Source organism: Streptomyces sp. NPDC015127 (genome assembly GCF_043080095.1).
Lineage (GTDB): Bacteria > Actinomycetota > Actinomycetes > Streptomycetales > Streptomycetaceae > Streptomyces.
This window is the reverse complement of sequence record NZ_JBIBVE010000029.1, coordinates 35,843-54,883: the sequence shown is the minus strand read 5'-3', so window position 1 is coordinate 54,883 and position 19,041 is coordinate 35,843. Positions and strand designations below refer to the sequence as shown.

The 19,041-nt window shown below is 72.6% G+C and carries 16 protein-coding genes and 2 pseudogenes; 5 read left to right on the top strand and 13 right to left on the bottom strand.

The window, feature by feature from the left end; translation table 11 throughout:
• The first annotated feature begins 153 nt into the window (after positions 1-153).
• Positions 154-399: an arginase family protein gene (locus ACF08N_RS34785; RefSeq protein WP_392328735.1), complete on the top strand. Its 246-nt coding sequence runs from the start codon at positions 154-156 to the stop codon at positions 397-399.
• Positions 400-485: 86 nt separating this feature from the next.
• Here the strand turns inward: ACF08N_RS34785 and ACF08N_RS34780 are convergent, their stop codons facing one another.
• The 3 genes and pseudogenes from ACF08N_RS34780 to ACF08N_RS34770 all read right to left on the bottom strand — a co-directional run bounded on the left by ACF08N_RS34780 (position 486) and on the right by ACF08N_RS34770 (position 3,834).
• On the bottom strand, positions 486-1,394 hold the full coding sequence (locus ACF08N_RS34780) for a S1 family peptidase (protein WP_392328734.1): 909 nt from the start codon (positions 1,392-1,394) through the stop codon (positions 486-488).
• Positions 1,395-1,646: 252 nt separating this feature from the next.
• Positions 1,647-2,495 (bottom strand): annotated as a pseudogene (locus ACF08N_RS34775) (DUF1684 domain-containing protein).
• Positions 2,496-2,604: 109 nt separating this feature from the next.
• Positions 2,605-3,834 carry a DUF5685 family protein gene (locus tag ACF08N_RS34770; protein WP_392328733.1) on the bottom strand — a complete coding sequence of 410 codons (1,230 nt, stop codon included), beginning with the start codon at positions 3,832-3,834 and terminating at the stop codon, positions 2,605-2,607.
• Between the two features lie 291 nt (positions 3,835-4,125).
• Here ACF08N_RS34770 and ACF08N_RS34765 point away from each other — a divergent pair, with 291 nt between their 5' ends.
• Entirely contained in the window at positions 4,126-4,560 is a 435-nt protein-coding gene (locus ACF08N_RS34765; RefSeq protein ID WP_392328732.1) for a cell division protein SepF, read from the top strand.
• 69 nt (positions 4,561-4,629) lie between these two features.
• Here ACF08N_RS34765 and ACF08N_RS34760 read toward each other — a convergent pair whose 3' ends face one another.
• On the bottom strand, positions 4,630-5,820 hold the full coding sequence (locus tag ACF08N_RS34760) for an acyl-CoA dehydrogenase family protein (protein ID WP_392328731.1): 1,191 nt from the start codon (positions 5,818-5,820) through the stop codon (positions 4,630-4,632).
• Positions 5,821-6,024: 204 nt separating this feature from the next.
• Positions 6,025-7,683 (bottom strand): MFS transporter, encoded by a 1,659-nt coding sequence (locus ACF08N_RS34755; RefSeq protein ID WP_392328730.1) that lies wholly within the window; start codon positions 7,681-7,683, stop codon positions 6,025-6,027.
• A 434-nt stretch (positions 7,684-8,117) separates the two neighbouring features.
• On the opposite strand from ACF08N_RS34755, the gene ACF08N_RS34750 reads away from it, so the two are divergent.
• Entirely contained in the window at positions 8,118-9,137 is a 1,020-nt protein-coding gene (locus ACF08N_RS34750; protein WP_392328729.1) for a phosphatase PAP2 family protein, read from the top strand.
• Between the two features lie 83 nt (positions 9,138-9,220).
• Here the strand turns inward: ACF08N_RS34750 and ACF08N_RS34745 are convergent, their stop codons facing one another.
• The 4 genes and pseudogenes from ACF08N_RS34745 to ACF08N_RS34730 all read right to left on the bottom strand — a co-directional run.
• Positions 9,221-9,436: an I78 family peptidase inhibitor gene (locus ACF08N_RS34745; RefSeq protein ID WP_392328728.1), complete on the bottom strand. Its 216-nt coding sequence runs from the start codon at positions 9,434-9,436 to the stop codon at positions 9,221-9,223.
• A gap of 261 nt (positions 9,437-9,697) precedes the next feature.
• Positions 9,698-10,708: a helix-turn-helix transcriptional regulator gene (locus ACF08N_RS34740; RefSeq protein ID WP_392328727.1), complete on the bottom strand. Its 1,011-nt coding sequence runs from the start codon at positions 10,706-10,708 to the stop codon at positions 9,698-9,700.
• A 337-nt stretch (positions 10,709-11,045) separates the two neighbouring features.
• A complete protein-coding gene (locus tag ACF08N_RS34735) occupies positions 11,046-12,332 on the bottom strand; it encodes a glycosyltransferase family 4 protein (RefSeq protein WP_392328726.1) in 1,287 nt (428 codons plus the stop codon).
• Positions 12,333-12,406: 74 nt separating this feature from the next.
• Positions 12,407-13,198, bottom strand: a pseudogene (locus tag ACF08N_RS34730) (ABC transporter substrate-binding protein); the annotation flags it as partial.
• A 236-nt stretch (positions 13,199-13,434) separates the two neighbouring features.
• Here ACF08N_RS34730 and ACF08N_RS34725 point away from each other — a divergent pair.
• A complete protein-coding gene (locus ACF08N_RS34725; RefSeq protein ID WP_392328725.1) occupies positions 13,435-14,214 on the top strand; it encodes a hypothetical protein in 780 nt (259 codons plus the stop codon).
• A gap of 259 nt (positions 14,215-14,473) precedes the next feature.
• Entirely contained in the window at positions 14,474-14,791 is a 318-nt protein-coding gene (locus ACF08N_RS34720) for a hypothetical protein (RefSeq protein ID WP_392328724.1), read from the top strand.
• Positions 14,792-14,855: 64 nt separating this feature from the next.
• Here ACF08N_RS34720 and der read toward each other — a convergent pair whose 3' ends face one another.
• The 4 genes from der to ACF08N_RS34700 form a co-directional block, all read right to left on the bottom strand.
• Complete coding sequence (gene der, locus ACF08N_RS34715; protein WP_392328723.1) at positions 14,856-16,304, bottom strand: ribosome biogenesis GTPase Der; 1,449 nt, start codon at positions 16,302-16,304, stop codon at positions 14,856-14,858.
• Positions 16,305-16,351: 47 nt separating this feature from the next.
• Entirely contained in the window at positions 16,352-16,954 is a 603-nt protein-coding gene (locus tag ACF08N_RS34710; RefSeq protein WP_392328737.1) for a lysophospholipid acyltransferase family protein, read from the bottom strand.
• 53 nt (positions 16,955-17,007) lie between these two features.
• Positions 17,008-17,772 (bottom strand): (d)CMP kinase, encoded by a 765-nt coding sequence (cmk, locus tag ACF08N_RS34705; protein WP_392328722.1) that lies wholly within the window; start codon positions 17,770-17,772, stop codon positions 17,008-17,010.
• 127 nt (positions 17,773-17,899) lie between these two features.
• Positions 17,900-18,985 carry a prephenate dehydrogenase gene (locus ACF08N_RS34700; RefSeq protein WP_392328721.1) on the bottom strand — a complete coding sequence of 362 codons (1,086 nt, stop codon included), beginning with the start codon at positions 18,983-18,985 and terminating at the stop codon, positions 17,900-17,902.
• Positions 18,986-19,041: the final 56 nt, after the last annotated feature.

The window sequence follows — 19,041 nt, the reverse complement described above, 5'->3', positions numbered from 1 at the left end:
AACGACCCGGGCATGGGCGTCATCCGGCACGTCGACGCGGGCTACGACATCGCCGACACCGTCGCCGCCGACAAGGGCGTCCGCATCCCCATGCGGGAGAACGACCCCGCCTGACACCTCCCTCCGTACACGGCTCGTCGCCAGGCGCACCGGGTGCGCCCGCCGACGAGCCACGGGCGACAGGGGTCTAGCTCAGGGAGGAAGCCGCCTCCCGGTCCTGCTCCTTCGGCGCCGCGCCGGACGGCCGAGCGCGTGTGCGCCATGGTGGCGGCGAGCGGCAGGCTCGCGGTGTGCGACGTCGCCGAACTCAACCCCGCTCTGGACGTCGACGACCGCACGGCCCGTGCAGGCGCCCGGCTCCTCCACCGCATCCTGGACACGACGCCGCCCGCGGCATGACGTGACCGCAGGCGCCCGACCGCAAGGACGAGCCCCCGCCCGGTCGTCCGGGCGGGGGCTCGTACGCCTGGCACAGGCAGGATGCGTCAGTAGACGCTGACTCCGTAGGCGCTCAGCGCCTCCCTCACCGGCTGGAAGAACGTCGTGCCGCCGGAGGAGCAGTTGCCGCTGCCGCCGGAGGTCAGGCCGACGGCCCGGGTGCCGGAGTAGAGCGGGCCGCCGCTGTCGCCCGGTTCGGCGCAGACGTTGGTGCGGATCATGCCGTAGACGATGTCGCCGCCGCCGTAGTTGACGGTGGCGTTGAGGCCCGTGACGCTGCCGCTGTGGGTGCCCGTCGTGGAGCCGCGGCGGGTGACCGGCATGCCGACGTAGGCGTCGGCGGCGCTGGTGATGTCCTGGCTGCCGACGGTGCCGGGGTGGGACAGCGAGGTGTTGGAGTAGCGGACGATGCCGTAGTCGTTGCCGGGGAAGCTGGATCCGGCCGTGGGGCCGATGGTGGTGGTCCGCGAGGAGTTGGTGTACCAGGTGCCCGCGCCGTCGGTGCAGTGGCCGGCTGTCAGCAGGTAGTAGGTGCCGCTGCCGCTGCGGACGTTGAAGCCGAGGGAGCAGCGCCAGCTGGAGGCGTAGATGGCGTCGCCGCCCGAGATGAGCTTGGAGAAGGTGCCGGGTGTGCGCTCGATGCGCAGGGCACCGGCGTTGCTCCCGGCTTCGCGCTTGATCCTGGCGATCTCGGCCTGGGAGACGGTGCTGTCGGCGGTGACGACAAGGGTGTTCGTCGCTTTGTCGATGTGCCAGGCGGTGCCGGCCACGTCCGCTTCGAGTACGGCGTCGCTCGCGGCGGAGAGCTGGTTCGCGCTGTAGGTCTGGGCCTGGTCGGCGCTGGCGGTGGCGGTGGGGACGGCCAGTGCCGCGGCCGCGATCAGGCCGGTCGACACGGCGAGCAGGCGGGTGCGTCTGCCGGTGGCGGTGCGGGGGGTGGTGCGCTTGATCCTCACTTGTCGTTCCTCCCGAGGGGAAAGGGGGCCCTTTCGTGGGGTCGGGGCCCGGTGAGGCGCAGTCATGAAGCGCGGCGGCCCGTCCGAAAGCCGGACAGACCGTGCTCCTGACAAGCGCTGCTTCGGGAGTATTCGCGGCGTCAACCAACGGCACAACGGCGTGATTCGGCCGCCGTGCACATGCACGGCGGACGGCCCCGGAGGCGGTGTGCCGCCGGGGCTGGTCCTGCTCTGCTGTGCTCGGGTCGTCCCTTAGGACGGGTCAGCCGCCCGAGAGGTTCCGCACCCGGCCTCGATCGCGAGGGGAAGCGTGTTGCCCGGCGGCGGGGAAGGGGCAGACGAAGTGGTCCGAGAAGGCGCACGGGGGCAGCAGGGCGCGGTGGAAGTCCACGTCGACGGTGAGGTCCGGCGCCGGGGCCGCGGGCCGGAGGAAGCGGAAGCGGTAGCTGCTGTCGCCGCTCGTCGCGTCGGCGAAGACGGCCACAGCGAACCGTCCGCCTCGATCGCCGCCTTGAGGGCGTAGTCGGTGCCGCCGTGTTCGAAGAGGATCTCGCCACCGATGCCGAGACCGTGCATGCGACCGTCCGCGTTCTCGACCCGGACGCTGGTGTGCTCCTCGTACGGCCAAAAGCGCCCGGGCAGCACCCAGCGCGGGGCATACGCGGTGACCTCGATGCCCCCGGAACGCGGTGCGGGCCGGCGCGTCCGGGTCGAAGTCGCGTACGGCCCACAGCCCTTCGCGGCGCATGACGACCAGGCGCCGGGCGCCGTGCGCGACCCGGGGCTCGGGGACGGGCGTGTGGTCGGCGGCGAGCCGGACGGTGCCGGTGAACGGCTGTCCGTCGACGGTGAGACCGTCCTCGGCGGTGGCGGTGAGCACCACGTCGTCCCCGTCCTCCGTCCATGTCCCCGGGACGGCCGGAATTCGACCCTCCGGGTAGTCGGAGTGCCTGGGGGCACCTCCCGCCGAAGGCAGGGGGAGGGCGCCCGTGAGGACAACGGACCGTGCGGCCCGGAGATCAGGGCGACGCGGTGTCGGTGCCGGCTGCACCAGTCGCGCTCGCGCTGCTCGTCGTGCCGGTTGCGCTCGTCCGTGCTCATACGGCCGGCCTTTCCACACCGGGCCGGCCGGCCCCGGGTGCGGACCGGGGCCGGGTGACGCGCGCCGGGCGGGAGGAACGGCCCGCCCGCCCGGCCCTGCAACCCCCGTTCAGCAGTCGCAGCCGCAGCCGTCACAGCAGTCGCAGCAGTCACAGTCCCGGCAGCAGCCCTCGCGCTTCTTCCGGGACCAGGGCCCCTCGTACTCCTTGGCGCAGCAGATCTGGCAGGTGCAGAAGAGCCCGGTGAAGACGGCGCAGCCGGCCCAGAAGCCCCGGCGCTTGGGCGCCGTCGGCTGGCCGCCGAACTGCGGCGGCAGACCGCCGGGTCCACCCGGCCCGCCCGGCGCCCCGCCGCCATAGGGGTTCCCGCCGTACGGGCCCGAGCCGTAGGGGCCGGAGCCGTACGGGCCCGGCGAGGCGCCGCCGGAGCCGTACGGGTTGCCCTGCGGCGGCTGCTGGCCGCCGTGCCCCTGGTGCGCGCAGGTGGTCGTGCCGAAGGTGCGGTTCACCGCGGTGCGCAGCTCGTGCGCGAGCAGCACGTGCACCAGCCGGTCGTCCACGAAGCGGGTGTCCTTCAGCGCCAGCCTGATCCCGTGCACCGCGTCGTCGGCGAGGCGGCGGGCCTCGGCGAGGGAGGTGCCGGTCGCGGTGAGCGGGTTCCACGCACCCGACGCGGCGTCAGATTCCTTGTCCTCGACGGCGTCCAGCAGATGCGCGAGCCGTCCGAAGAGCCGTCCGGCCTCGGCGAGCGGGGCCATGTTCTCGGGTCGGCCGGCGAGCACCGCGGTGTGCGCGAACGCGGCGGCGGTCGCCGTCTCGGTCGGCTCGGTGACGGCGAGGAGGGAGGTGCCGAGGCCGGCCAGTGCCTCGATGCCGGTCTGCCGGTCGACGGCGTCGACGAGGACCGCCGTGTCGAAGCCGAGGGCGGCACCCGAGCGTGCGCCCGCCCGGTCCCAGCCGGTGGCGACGCGCCGGGCGGCGGCGCCCACCGGCCTGCGGGCCAACACACCGTCCCCGTCCGCGACGTGGTCGCGCACCTTCGCCGAGGCGAGCACGAGCGAGACGGCGGCGGCGAGCTTTGCACCCTCGCCCCGGGCGACGGGCGCGGTGCGCATGGCGCGCAGCGGGCAGGGCCCGGCGGTGCGGCGCTGCGCGGGGGTGCGTTCGGTCTGAGCCTCCGTCAGGACCGAGACGATCAGGCCGTCGTAGTTCGTCACGATGCGGGCGAACTGGCCGTGGTCGGCGCGAAGTGCCAGGCAGAGCCCGCACAGGTGCGCCATCCACTCGGTCTTCAGCGCGTCTCCGAGCCGGTGCGAGCACGGCCGGACTATTCCGAACAAGAGGGTCCCCCGGGAGTCGTTCGACAGATCGGGGGCATCGTACCGACGGGGCCGTTCACCCGTACGTCCCCAACATCACCCGTCCGGCCCGACTTTTATATTTTGATCCCTTCATGCCCCCTGCGCAGCAGGAACCTTGACGAATCGCCACATCTTCTGCACCAGTACCGTCACGAATCCCCTGCGCGGCGGCTATCCGCTTGGCGCGCGATCCGCATGATGGACGACCATAGGGGTGCGGACACGACAGAGACCGCAGTGAGACCACTGCAGCAGCGGAAGGAGGCGTCCATGGGTTCGGTACGCAAGGCGAGCGCCTGGCTGGGACTCGTCGAGGACAACGACGGGCGTTACTACGACGACGAGTACGCCGAGGGCGCGGAGACAGGTGACGCATGGGTCACCGACCCGCGGGTGCGCGTGGCCTCCGAATCCGCGCAGCAGGAGGGCCGACGGATCGCCACGGTCTCCCCGGACGGCTTCCGGGACGCCCGGGGCATCGGTGAGCTGTTCCGCGACGGCGTTCCCGTCATCGTGAACCTCACGGCGATGGAGCCCGCCGACGCCAAGCGCGTGGTGGACTTCGCCGCGGGCCTCGCCTTCGGCCTGCGCGGGTCGATCGAGCGCGTGGCGACGCGGGTCTTCCTGCTGACCCCCGCCGACACGCAGATCGTCAGCGGGGATCCCTCCGGCCGTTCGCAGGACGGTTTCTTCAACCAGAGCTGAGCAGCTGGGCCAAGGGGGACCAGCGGCAGCGGGGGGAGCTCGCCGGCCGGTCCGTCACCGGTGTGCGGTCTACCGGAACGCGTCGAGGCCGGTGAGCGCCTTGCCCAGCACGAGCTGATGCATCTCGACGGTGCCCTCGTAGGTGAGCACCGACTCGAGGTTGGTCGCGTGCCGCATCACGGGGTACTCCAGGGAGATCCCGTTCGCGCCCAGGATGGTGCGTGAGGTGCGGCAGATCTCGATCGCCTCGCGCACATTGTTGAGCTTTCCGAAACTGACCTGCTCCGGCCGGAGCCTCCCGGCGTCCATCCGCCTGCCGAGGTGGTGGGCGAGCAGGATGCCCTTGTGCAGCTCGACGGCCATGTCGGCGAGCTTGGCCTGGGTGAGCTGGAAGCCGCCGATCGGCCGGCCGAACTGTTCGCGCGTCTTGGCGTACGCCACCGCCGCCTCGAAGCTGGAGCGCGCGGCGCCCATCGCACCCCACACGATCCCGTAGCGGGCGTGGCTCAGGCAGCTGAGCGGTCCGCGCAGGCCGGTGACCTCCGGCAGCACCGCGTCGGCCGGCAGGCGCACGTCGTCCATGACGAGTTCGCTGGTGACGCTCGCGCGCAGCGACCACTTGTGCGTGATCTCGGGCGCGGAGAAGCCGGGGCTGTCGGTGGGCACGACAAAGCCGCGGATGCCGTCGTCCGTCTGCGCCCACACGACCGCGACGCCGGCGACGGAGCCGTTGGTGATCCACATCTTGCGGCCGGTGAGCACCCAGTCGGAGCCGTCGCGCTTGGCGTAGGTGCGCATGCCGGCCGGGTCGGAGCCGTGGTCGGGCTCGGTCAGGCCGAAGCAGCCGATGATCTCGCCCGCGGCCATGCCCGGCAGCCAGCGCTGCTTCTGCTCCTCGGAGCCGTAGCGGTGGATCGCGTACATGGCCAGGGACCCCTGCACGGAGACGAGGGAGCGGATGCCGGAGTCGGCGGCCTCCAGTTCCAGGCAGGCCAGTCCGTACTGGACCGCCGTCGCGCCCGCGCACCCGTAGCCGTCGAGGGACATGCCGAGCGCGCCGAGGGAGCCGAGCTCGCGGGCCAGCTCGCGGATGCCGGGGAGCTCGCCGCGCTCGTACCAGTCGGCGATGTGCGGCAGGACGCGGTCGGCCGCCCAGGAGCGGACGGTGTCGCGGATGGCGAGGTCCTCGGCGTCGAGCAGATCGTCGATGCCGAGCGGGTCGGCCGGGTCGAAGGGCGGGAGCTTCGAGGGTGCGGACATGAGGTGGCCTCCGGCGGCTCTCCCGCAGCTCGGCGCTGCGGAACACTGGTGACGGACTCTCGAAAACTAGCAGCGCTAGTTACGACGGGAGCGACGTTACGGCCCAGTGTCCCGCGCGTCCAGACCCGCCGGCCCCGCGGCGTGCAGGTGCGCACAAGGCGACGGAATCCGCACCACCGGCCACGCCCGTGAGAAGGGCCTGGGTCAGGCCGGGCCCTTGGAGCTGCGGCCGGCCGGGACAGGGGCGGGAGGTGCCGTCGCGGGGCGCACGGTGGGCGCCTCCGGCCGGCGCGCCGCCGGCACATCGGCTTCGCGGCCCGGCTCCGCCGCGCACTCCATCACCCTCGGCAGCCGCAGCGCGGCGACCGCGCCGATGAGCAGCAGACCCGCGCTGACCAGCAGCGTGACGTGCAGACCGTTGACGAAGGAGTGGCGCGCGGTGGTGCGCAGCAGGTCACCGACAGGGCCGCCGATGCGCTCGGCCTCCTGGTACGCCTCGCCCAGCGAGTGCGCGGCCGCGGACGCCGCGGAGGCGGGCACCCCGGTGAGGGAGGCGACGGAGGGCCCGTACGCCGCGTTCATCACGCTGCCGAGCAGCGCGATGCCCATGCCGGCGCCGAGCTGGTAGGAGGTCTCGCCGATGGCAGCCGCTCCCCCGGCCTGCTCGGGCGGCGCCTCGCTGAGCATCGACTCGTACGCGGCGAAGAGCGTGGTCTGCAGGCCGAAGCCGAGCAGCACGAAGCCCGCGGTGAGCAGCAGCGGCCGGTCGTGCTGTCCCATCAGCACCAGCAGCAGCACGGCGGCGGCGGTCAGGACGAAACCCCAGCCGACCATCCGGCGCGGCCCGACGCGGCGCAGGGTGTACGAGCCGGTGGCGCCGGCGGCCATCGCCGCGAAGGTCAGCGGAAGCAGTCGCAGGCCGGTCTCCAGCGGGCTGAGGCCGAGGACCAGCTGGAGGTACTGGACCGCGATCAGCTCCAGTCCGACCAGCGCGAGCATCGCGAGGACGATGCAGCCGACGGACGTCGAGAAGGCGGCCCGCGCGAACATGCGCATGTCGATGAGCGGGTGCTCGCGCCGCTTCTGCCGCCGCACGAAGAACACGAGCAGCACGGCGCCGGCGAGCAGCGGCCCCACGGCCCTGATCTCGAGCAGTCCGTCGCCGGCGCCCAGCCGCTTGACCCCGAGGACCACCCCGAGCACGCCGGTGGCGGCCATCAGCGCGCCGAGGACGTCCCAGGGACCGTCGTGCCCGCCGCGGGACTCGGGCAGGAGCCAGCGGCCGACGGGCAGGATGAGGGCCATCAGCGGGATGTTGACGAGGAAGACCGAGCCCCACCAGAAGTTCTCGACGAGGAAGCCGCCGAGCACCGGGCCGGTGGCCGCGCCCACGGCGGCGACCGCGGTCCAGATGCCGATGGCCGTGGCCCGCTCGCGCCGGTCGGGGAAGACGGCGCGCAGGATCGAGAGCGTCGCCGGCATGATCATCGCTCCGCCGACACCCAGCAGGGCCCGGGCGGCGATCAGCACCTCGGGGCCGGGCGCGAAGGCGGCGACGGCGGAGGCGAGCCCGAAGAGGCCGTAGCCGATGAGCAGCAGCCGTCTGCGTCCGACCCGGTCGCCCAGCGTGCCGAACAGGATCAGCAGCGCGGCACAGACGAGGGGATAGGCGTCCACGATCCACAGCAGCTCGACACCGCTCGGACGCAGGTCCTCCGTGACCGCGGGAACCGCGACGTGCAGGACGGTCGCGTCGAGGGCGACCAGCAGCAGGCTAATGCAGAGGACTACCAGGACGACCCAGCGGTTGGCACCGCCGCCGGCGGCGCGCAGGCGTGCCCCGGCCGTGGTCGTCACGGACATGTACGAACCTCCCAGTGAAGCCTCGCGCTCGGTGGACCGGCCGGGGACGGTACTGCTGGCAGGTCCCGCAGGGCGGCCCGGCATCGACGGGCGAGTGAGCGCCAGCGTACGCGAGTTCCCGCGCGGTGCGCGTGGTCGATCTCTCACCACCCCCCGCGGCCGGTGTGGCGTACGCCACTCCGGCCGTGGTGAAGGCCTGGTGACGAGCCGTTCTGAACGGCACGGAAATTCCGCGCACTGCCCGGGTGAACCATTTTCGGCGCACGCCGTGAATCGCTCCGGGAAGACCGTCCGATAAATAGGGAACACGGTCACCGGTTTTTCCTGACGGGCCGTGAATTGAACTGGATCTGAGACAAACTCCACATCACATAGGCATCACGAAAGGAGTGGATGGACCTGACCGGGCACTCACTCGCTGTAACGTCGATTGCGTGCGTACCGACATCTTTGCCCGGCTGGACCGGGAGCCGGAACCGCCGAAGATAGAGATCCCGCGGATGAGCCGCACACGTCTCGCGCTCTTCGGCGGGACGTCCGCGTTCTACGCGGCCATCGTCGTCGCCGTACTGGCGTCGACCGGGCTCGTGGCCCTGGACTGGAAGCTGATGCTCTTCCGTCCTTACGAGCAGTGGCCCGAACAGCACGCGTTTCTCGATTACTTCGTCGTACTCGGCCAGCGCGGCCCGACGGCCGTCATGGTCGCGGCGTGGCTGGGCTGGCGCTCCTGGCGTCAGCACACCCTCAGGCCCCTGCTGGCGCTCGGCGCGGCTCTGCTGCTGCTGAACGTCACCGTGGGCGCGGTCAAGATCGGACTCGGCCGGCTCGGCCCCCACTACGCGACGCAGATCGGCTCCGCCGAGCTCTTCGCCGGCGGCGATATATTTCCTTCCGGACATACCGCCAATGCCGTGGTGACCTGGGGCATCCTGGCGTATCTCGCCACCACGCCCCGAGCCCGCCGGTACCTGTCGGCCCTGTCGGCCGTGGTCTCCCTCGGCGTGGGACTGACCACCGTCTACCTCGGTACGCACTGGCTGAGCGACGTCCTGCTCGGCTGGGCCGCCGGACTGCTGATCCTGCTGGGACTCCCCTGGTGCGAGCCGGTCATCGCCCGCGCCGAGCGGTTCATCCTGGCGCTGCGGGACCAGTGGCGCGCGCGCCGGACGCTGTCGCCCTCCCTGCCCGTCGCGGCGGGCGGCCCGAGGCAGACGGTGTTCCCGCCCCAGGTACCCGCGCCGACAGCGGACGACCCGTCGCGGGAGCCGGTGGCCATGGTCGGCGGTGCCCGGCCCGGCCCGCCGGGCGGCATGAGGACGACATCCCACCCGACCACGGCGCATCCGAAGGCGACGCACCCGCAGCGCCCGCATGCGGTGCGCTCCGAGCGCTCGCCGGTCACCCCGTCGGGCAGCAGGCGCCCGCCGCACTCGCGTCCGGTCACGGGCGGCTGAGCGAGCGGAACGGACACGGCGAAGGCCCCGGCACGTGTGTGCCGGGGCCTTCGCCGTGCGGGTCCTTGTGGCCCGGCGCCGCTTCAGCCCTTCCAGCAGCGGATGACCACGCCGTCGCGCACCTCGAAGTTGAGCCGGCCCACCAGGTACTCCATCGTGATGATGGCGCCGGGCGGAAGGGCTCTGACAGTCGTCCAGCCACGCTCACGCGCGCGCTGCTCGGCCGCCTGCGCGCCGAGGCCGACATAGGAATCGGGCGCGTCGTCGGGCTGCTCGTGAGGTGTCGGTATGGGTCCCATGCACTCCACCGTAGGCGGCAGCGGACGGTGACGGAAGGCGGGAAACCGATCACCCCAGCAGCCCCGAGTCCCTCACCGGTCACGCTTCTGTCACAGGATCTCGACATCCGTTCGGCCCTGCTCTCACGCGAACGTGTTCACCCGAACGGGCACTCCGCACGCGGTCGTCCATAATTCGGCGAGACATTGGAGATCACGCCGAAATTCCTGGCCGGAATTACCGGAGCGGTCGCCGGGCCGAATTGACACAGCAGAGGGTATTCACCGTTCCCTCACAGAATCCCCATCACCCGTTCCCGTGCCGTAATCGGCCCCGAACGCCAGAGCGCGCGAGAGACGGTCTCGTACCTCCCTGACGCGCTCGGTCAGCTCCGGCGGCTCGACCACCTCGAAGTCCACGCCCATCAGCATCACGTGGATCACCAGCACATCGAGACTGGCGGCGCCGGTGCGCAGCAGGCAGTGCGAGGCGTCGACGGCCTCCAGCACCCCGTCGGACGGGCCGATGGTCCGGGCCGCCTGCTCGGCCGAGGTGTGGAGCCTGATGACCGCCTGGGCCGCATACGCCCGGGTGGAGACGCCCTGGGAGACGTAGGCGGCCAGGTCGTCGGCCGGGGGCGTGCGCGGGGCGAAGCGGGGGCCGTGCGGGGGCTTCGGTGTGATCCGGTCCGCGCGGAACGTGCGCCAGTCGTTCCGGTCGACGTCCCAGGCCACGAGGTACCAGCGCCGCTCGGTGCACACCAGCCGGTGCGGCTCGACCGTGCGGCGGGTGGCGGAGCCGGCGTGGTCGAGGTACTCGAACCGCAGCCGCTCGCTGTCCCGACAGGCGTTGGCGAGCTCGGTCAGCACGGACGGGTCGAGCTGGGCCTGGGGCGCCCGCAGCATCGGCACGGTGAAGGCGTTGAGCGCGCTCACCCGGCGGCGCAGCCGTCCCGGGAGCACCTGCTCCAGCTTGGCAAGGGCGCGTACGGAGGTCTCGCCGATCCCCTCGATGCCATGGCCGGCCGCCGTCCGCAGGCCGACGGCGACGGCCACCGCCTCGTCGTCGTCGAGCAGGAGCGGCGGCAGCTCGGCGCCCGCGCCGAGCTGATAGCCGCCGCCGGTGCCGGGGCTGGCGTTCACGGGGTAGCCGAGCTCGCGCAGCCGGTCCACGTCACGCCGCACGGTGCGCGGCGTGACACCGAGCCGCTCGGCGAGATCGGCGCCGGACCATTCGCGATGGGCCTGAAGCAGGGACAGCAGGCGCAGCAGTCGTGCCGAGGTCTCCAACATGGGCCCGAGTCTGCCAGCGGTTGCGGACAGGTTCTGTCCTAGGGGGTGTCTCGGGCTCGCTGCGGTGGAGTCGTCGCCGGCGGCGCCCACGGGGCCGCCGGCGCCGAGCGAGCGTGGTGGCCGCTGCCACCGCCTCAAGGCGTGGCGATGCTGCCCCGCACAGCGGCCGCGAGGGACGCGGCGACGCCTACGGCCCGGTCACAGCCACCCGTGCCGACTCATGCGGCCCTCACCCAGCACGGTGCCGGGCCGGGAACAGCGCCCCCACCCGCAGGACCGCCCCCCGGCGCCGGCATGCCTGGCGCCCGAGGCGTGAGCACCCAGCAACTGCGACGCGCTACGCGCTCTGGCGCGCCCGGCGGATCGCGCCCGCGGCGGCGTGCCGCAGCGAGTAGGCGCCGTCGTAGAGCGCGCTCCCGCCGCGGTGCAGGGCCTCGCGCAGCGCGCCGCTCTCCCTGGGCTGCGGGCCGCGCGCGACGAGTTCGGCGAACAGCGCCTCGTGGCGCTCGCCTATTCGGGCCGGATCGAACCGTGCGGAGGCGGCGAGCGCCGCCTGCCCCGTGCGGCGGCGCAGTTCGTCGTCCTCGATCAGCGTGAGCAGCGCGCCGGCGATCGCGTCCACGTCACCGACCGGCACGAGCAGGCCGTCGACGCCGTGCTCGATGATCTCGCGCGGTCCGTTGGGGCAGTCGGTCGAGACGACCGGGAGGCCGCAGCGCATGGCTTCCACAATGGTCATGCCGAAGGACTCCAGGGCGGAGGTGACAGCACCTATCGAGCCCTTGACCCACTCGGACTCCAGCGAGTTCGCCGTGCCCATCAGGAAGACGTGGTCCTGCAGGCCGCGCCGTTCTATCAGGGCACGCAGGGCGTTCGTCTCGTTCCCGGTCGCGTCACCGCCGCCGTATATCCGCAGGCGCCAGTCCGGGCGGGCCGCGACCACCTGGGCGAAGGCCTCGACGAGCACGTCGTAGCGCTTGACGCGGGTGAGCCGGCCGGCCGCCACGACCCATTTGGCGACGGAGTCGGAGGGCGCGACCTTCGGTGCCGGCACGCTGTTGGGCACCGCTTCGATACGGACGCCGGGCAGAGCGAGCTGCTCACGGTAGGCGCGGGCGTCGGCCTCCGTGACCGTGGTGACAGCGTCGAGGGCCGCGTAGCGGTGGCCGATCTCGCGGCGCAGCCGGTGGCTGTGGCTGGCCAGCGTCAGATGCTCCTGGCCGATCCGTATGATGCCGCGCGGCGCCTGACGGGCGATGTGCACGTTGAGACCGGCTCGCGTGCCGACGACGACATCGGCCTCAAGCGAGGCCAGATGGGCCCCGATGCGGAGGTCGGTGAGGCGGCTGTACTGCCTGTGGCGGCCGTCCCCGCGCGGGAAGACCTTCGCGGGTTGCGCCGCGAGCGGGTCGTCACCGTCGTACGCGGGGCTCTTCCCGCGCAGGTCGACAAGGTGCTTCAGCGTCACGCCCGCCGGCGCGCCCATCCTGGGCTCTTCGCGGTGGCGGAAGACGGAGACGATCTCGACGTCGTGCCGTTCGGCCAGCGTCCGGGCGAGGTTGAACGTCGTCCGAATCGTTCCCCCGATGCCATAGGCGTTGTGGAGCAGAAAAGAAATACGCATGCCGCGCCGCGTCCCCCCGATGTGCCACACTCCCCCGGTCTGTGGGAGTGCCCCGGCTGAACTGTACTGGCGGGTCATGGCCGGTACGGGATCTGGGGCACCGTGAAGCAGTTGCGGGTCATCTCCCCGCCCTGCGTCACCCATCCCCGGCCGTCCTGCCGGCGCGCGACGGACAGACAGGCGCGGCGGGCCGTGGGCGGTTCTGCCAGACGCTCGAACGAGACGGGCAGCAGCAGACCGCGGGCCGTGTAGGGCTCGGGCCGCTGCACGAACCGCTCGACGCACGCCCTCGTCAGGTCGGCGGCGCAGGAGCGCGCGGCGTCGGCGAACCACATCGCCGCGGCCCAGCCCTCCAGCTGCCACTGGGACAGCGCGCCGCCCCTCTTGACGGTCCGTCGCATCACATCGCGGAACCCCCGTACGGCCGGGTGGCCGGTGTCCTCGTAGTTGCGGCTCGAACCGGTCACCCACAGGGAGTTGCGGCATCCGGGCGCCTCCTTGTAGTCGCGGGCCACGGACGAGGACCAGTTCTGGACGTTGGTGACCTTGGCGGTGACGTGCACGCCGATGTCGTCCATCGCCCTGCACAGCTGGGCGTTGCCGCGGGCGTCCAGGGCGTCGAAGACGACGTCGGCGCGGCTGCGGCCGACGTCGGCCGCGACGGCACGGAAGTTGGGCAGCGCGAATTCGACCTGCTCCGGCACCACGCGGTAGCCCTCCTTCTCCAGTCCGCCGACCAGCAGGCGGGCGTACGCGGCGGACGCGGCCTGGTTGCAGGAGACGACGGCGGCCGTACGGGCGCCTTCGGCATGCCTGAAGCAGCGGTAGACCTCGGTGCCGCCGTACAGCGTGCCGTCACAGCCCGGCGCCTCGGGCGGCCGGGCCGGGCGCGGGTCCGGCGGACGAGCGTTGACGTTCCTGCCCGGCCCGACCCGCCCCTGGCCTGCGGTGCGGCCCGCGCATCGCCCCGCCACGCCGCCGCACACCCTCCGCGGCCGCGATTCGGTGCGCCTTCACGCGTGACCCCTGCCGCATATCACCCGTTGACCCGTTATGAGCCGGGACCCGCCCGGCGCACATGATCAAGTCCGAGGAGCCTCCCGTGCCGCGCATGCTCGACGTCAGCGAGGACGTACGCGCCGAGATCGGCGACGAAGAAGCCGACCGGCTGCTCGCCGGCCACAACGCACCGGGCAGCTACGACTGCACCTCCTGCCGCACTCCGGGCGACTCCGAGCAGGAACGCACCAGCACCGTGCTGTTCGTCGGCGAGGAGACCGCCGTTCTCGCCTTCGCCCACGCCACCTGCATCCCCTCGCAGGTCGTCCAGGTCGCGGAGGACCAGCTCCAGGGCGCCGTCCGGTCCATCACCGGCGAGGAGCCTCGGATTCCGGGCGCGGCGCCCGATCAGGCGGTGCTCGGCGTGACCAGCGGTCTGATCCTGATCAACGGGGAGCTGCACCCCGCCCTCGTGGTCGAGCCGACCGCGCCCATCGCCCGCCCCGGCACCTCGGGCACCGCCGGAGACGAGTTCCTCCCGCTCCTCCTCGAGCAGGGCTTCCAGCCGGTCACCGACGTGAACCAGGTGCCGGGGCAGCTGCCCGGCTGGTCGGTGCTGGTGGCCATGGGGCAGCTGCACGCCGTGCTCCAGCCCGGCACGGGTGGCGGCGGTCAGGTCGCCTGGTGGCAGGCCCATCAGCCGCTCCAGGTCACCGAGGGCTGGCGTACGGCGGCGAACAGGACGCACACGGTGCTGGTGTTCGCGGCCCCGGTCGGCTCCATCGGCCAGCAGCCGCGCGAGGACCTGCTGCGCGACGCCCTGGAGAAGGCGGCTGTGGGCGGCCGCCTGGTGGGCGCCGCGATGCCGCTCGCCGGCACCTGACCGTTCCCCTGCCGATCCCCGGTCGGCACACCGCCCGCCGCCGGCCGCCGAGCCCGGGGCCGCGGCGGCACGCGGACGTACGCCGAGCGCCTTCCCGCACCCGGCGCGCGTCCGTGTGCCCGCACGGAGCCGCAAGGGCTTTCGTCCCCCGGAAGAATGCAGCTCGCCCCAGCCCGCATCCGCAGCTCTCCCGCGTCGTTGCAGGTACGTGCACTCATACGACCCCTCTCGCCAGCCGTACCAGAGCCAGATTCCCGCGATGCGCCCGGCGCGTGACGGATCGGCGGGCCCTTCGGCCACCCCGATCTACGACGCGCTGTACTCGGAGTACCTGCGGGCGTTCAAGACGCTGCCGGGTGACCGCAGCGGCGAGGAGGATCTCGGATTCCGGGCCTTCGGGGCGACGGGACTGCACAGCAGCCGGGGCGGCTTCAGCGGGCACGGCGGCTACGGCGGCCACACGGGTCATCTGAACACGTCCGCGCACCAGGGCCATTGGCAGCCGTACCACCAGGTCGGCCGGCACAGCGCTCCGCAGCCCGCCGCACTGCCGCCGGCGCCGCGCCGGGCGGTGTGACGCCGCCCGCGACATGAAGAAGGGGGCCGACGCCCGAAGCGTCGGCCCCCTTCTCACGTCCGCGTCACTTCTTGCGGCCGCGCTTCTCGCGCACCCGCACCGAGATGTGGATCGGCGTGCCCTCGAAGCCGAACTCCTCGCGGAGGCGGCGCTCGACGAAGCGCCGGTAGCCGTGCTCCAGGAACCCGGAGGCGAAGAGGACGAACCGGGGCGGCTTGGTGCCCGCCTGCGTACCGAACAGGATGCGGGGCTGCTTGCCACCGCGGATCGGGTGCGGGTGGGCGGCGACGAGCTCGCCGAGGAAGGCGTTCAGCCGGCCCGTGGGGACACGGGTCTCCCAGCCCGCGAGCGCGGTCTCGATCGCCGGAACCAGCTTCTCCATGTGGCGGCCGGTGAGGGCGGAGACGTTGACCCGCGGCGCCCAGGCAATCTGGCCGAGCTCGGTCTCGATCTCCCGCTCCAGGTAGTAGCGCCGCTCCTCGTCGAGGGTGTCCCACTTGTTGTACGCGATGACCATCGCCCGGCCCGCCTCGACGGCCATGGTGATGATGCGCTGGTCCTGGACGCTGATCGACTCACTCGCGTCGATCAGGACGACCGCGACCTCCGCCTTCTCCACGGCGGCGGCGGTGCGCAGGGAGGCGTAGTAGTCCGCGCCCTCCTGGAGGTGGACGCGGCGGCGGATGCCGGCCGTGTCGACGAACTTCCAGGTGACGCCGCCGAGTTCGATCAGCTCGTCGACGGGGTCGCGGGTGGTGCCCGCCATCTCGTTGACGACGACGCGCTCCTCGCGCGCGACCTTGTTCAGCAGGGAGGACTTGCCCACGTTCGGGCGGCCGATGAGGGCGATGCGGCGGGGGCCGCCGACGGCGTTGCCGAAGGTCTGTGCCGGGGCGTCGGGCAGGGCCTCCAGGACGGCGTCGAGCATGTCGCCCGTGCCGCGGCCGTGCAGCGCGGAGACGGGGTGCGGCTCGCCGAGACCGAGCGACCACAGGGCGGTGGCGTCGGCCTCGCCGCTCGGTCCGTCGACCTTGTTGGCGCACAGCACGACGGGCTTGCCCGCGCGGCGCAGCAGCTTGACGACGGCCTCGTCGGTGTCGGTGGCGCCGACCGTGGCGTCGACGACGAAGACGACCGCGTCGGCGGCCTCGATGGCGTACTCGGCCTGGGCGGCGACGGACGCGTCGATGCCGAGCACGTCCTGCTCCCAGCCGCCGGTGTCGACGACCTTGAAGCGGCGGCCCGCCCACTCGGCCTCGTACGTGACCCGGTCCCGGGTGACGCCGGGCTTGTCCTCGACGACCGCCTCCCGGCGGCCGATGATGCGGTTCACCAGGGTCGACTTGCCGACATTCGGGCGGCCGATGACGGCGAGGACGGGAAGCGGGCCGTGGCCGGCCTCCTCGATCGCGCCCTCGACGTCCTCGACGTCGAAGCCCTCTTCCGCGGCGAGCTCCATGAACTCCGCGTACTCGGCGTCGCCGAGCGCTCCGTGGTCGTGCTGGTCGTTCATGAAGTCCGTTCCTCGTTCGTCACTGGGCGGCTGTGCTCCGCTGCCCATTACTCAAGTCTCGCCCAGCGCCCGGTCAGGCGCTTGGCGTTTTCCAGGTGGGCGGTCAGCCGCTCCTGGATGCGTACGGTGGCGTCGTCCAGCGCCTTGCGTGTGCGCCGGCCACTGCTGTCCCCGGCCTCGAAGGCGTCACCGAAGACGATGTCGACCTTGCTGCGCAGCGGGGGCAGCGCCCGAATCAACCGTCCGCGGCGCTCCGTGCTTCCCAGCACGGCGACGGGCACGATGGGCGCGCCGCTGCGGACGGCGAAGTACGCCAGCCCCGCGCGCAGCGAGGCGAAGTCTCCCTCGCCCCGCGTGCCCTCGGGAAAGATGCCGAGGACGCCGCCGTTCTCCAGGACGCCGAGGGCGCTCGCGATGGCGGTGCGGTCGGCGCTCGTACGGTCCACCTTGACCTGCCCGATCCCGGTCAGGAACGGGTCCAGGGGGCCGATGAACGCCTCTTTCTTGATCAGGAAGTGCACGGGCCGGGGGGCGGTGCCCATGAGCATCGGCCCGTCGATGTTGTGCGAATGGTTCACCGCGAGGATGACCGGGCCTGCGGCGGGGACCCGCCAGGCGCCCAGGACACGCGGCTTCCACAGCCCGTACATCAGGCCGATGCCGATGCCTCGCCCGACGGCCGCGCCCTTCTCCGAGGGGACGGTCACTTGGCGGCCCGCTTCTCCGCACCCTCGGTCGCGCTCCGCCTCGACTCCGCTCCGGCCGAGTGCCCCTCGACCTGCGCTGCATCTCCGCCGCGCCGCTCCTCAACAAGGGTCACGACGCACTCGATGACCTGCTGGAGCGTGAGGTCGGTGGTGTCGACCTCGACCGCGTCGTCCGCCTTGGCGAGCGGGGACGTCGTGCGGCTGGAGTCGGCGGCGTCGCGCTTGATGAGCGCCTCGCGGGTGGCGGCGACGTCGGAGCCCTTGATCTCCCCGCTGCGGCGGGCGGCCCGCGCCTCGGGCGAGGCGGTCAGGAAGATCTTCAGGTCGGCGTCGGGGAGGACGGTGGTGCCGATGTCGCGTCCCTCGACGACGATGCCCTTCTCGGCGGCGGCGGCGATGGACCGCTGGAGCTCGGTGATCCGGGTGCGCACCTCGGGCACGGCGCTGACGGCGCTGACCTTGGCGGTGACCTCCTGCGTACGGATGGGGGCGGCGGCGTCCAGACCGTCGACGGTGATGGTCGGGGCGGCCGGGTCGGTGCCGGACTCGATGACCGGCTTGCCGGCGGCGCTCGCGACGGCGACCGGGTCGGCGACGTCGATACCGTTGCTGACCATCCACCAGGTGATCGCCCGGTACTGGGCGCCGGTGTCGAGGTAGCTCAGACCCAGCGCTGCGGCGACGGCCTTGGAGGTGCTCGACTTGCCCGTGCCGGAGGGGCCATCGATGGCGACGATCACGGATTCCACGGTGTCGGACACCTTTCGGGTTCGCGGGAGAGGGCGGCGGGACCGCCGAAGGCCCCGCCACAAGGTTACCGAGTGCCGGGCCGCCTCTTTACCCACCCGTGGCCGCGGGCTCCGGGCCCGCCCGCGGCCACGCACCGGGCTACTGCCGCAGCGCCCAGCCGCGCTCGCGCAGGGAGGCGCTGAGCACCGGTGCCGCGGCCGGTTCCACCATGAGCTGGACGACGCCCGCCTGCTGGCCGGTCGCGTGCTCGATGCGCACGTCCTCGATGTTCACGCCCACCCGGCCGGCGTCCGCGAAGATGCGGGCGAGCTCGCCGGGCTGGTCGCTGATGAGGACCGCGACGATCTCGTACGCCGCCGGTGCCGCGCCGTGCTTGCCGGGGACGCGGGCGCGGCCGGCGTTGCCGCGGCGCAGCACGTCCTCGATGCCCTGTGCACCGGTGCGCCGCTTGGACTCGTCCGCGGCCTGCAGCGCCCGCAGCGACTGGACCGTCTCCTCCAGGTCCGCGGCCACGCCGGCCAGCACGTCGGCCACCGGCCCGGGGTTCGCGGACAGGATGTCCACCCACATCCGGGGGTCGGACGCCGCGATCCGGGTCACGTCGCGGATGCCCTGGCCGCACAGCCGTACGGCGGTGTCGTCGGCGTCCTCCAGGCGCGCCGCGACCATGGAGGAGACCAGCTGCGGGGTGTGCGAGACAAGGGCGACGGCGCGGTCGTGGGCGTCGGCGTCCATCACGACGGGGACGGCCCGGCACAGCGCGACCAGTTCCAGCGCGAGGTTCAGGACCTCGGTGTGGGTGTCACGGGTGGGTGTCAGCACCCAGGGGCGGCCCTCGAAGAGGTCGGCGGTGGCCGCCAGGGGCCCGGAGCGCTCCTTGCCGGACATCGGGTGCGTGCCGATGTACGCCGACAGGTCCACGCCCATGGCCTCCAGCTCGCGGCGGGGTCCGCCCTTGACGCTGGCGACGTCGAGGTAGCCGCGGGCGAGGCCGGCGCGCATCGCCTCGGCCAGCGCGGTGGCGACATGCGCGGGCGGCACCGCGACGACGGCGAGGTCCACAGGCCCCTCGGGCGGCTCGTCGGTGCCCGCGCCGAGCGCGGCGGCCGTACGGGCCTGGGCCGCGTCGTGGTCGACGAGGTGCACCTGGACGCCGCGTCCCGCGAGGGCGAGCGCGGCGGACGTGCCGATCAGTCCGGTTCCGATGACGAGCGCGGTTCTCACTGGGCCATGTCCTTGCGGTGTTCTTGCCTGGGTGACGCGGAGCGTGGTGCCTGCGG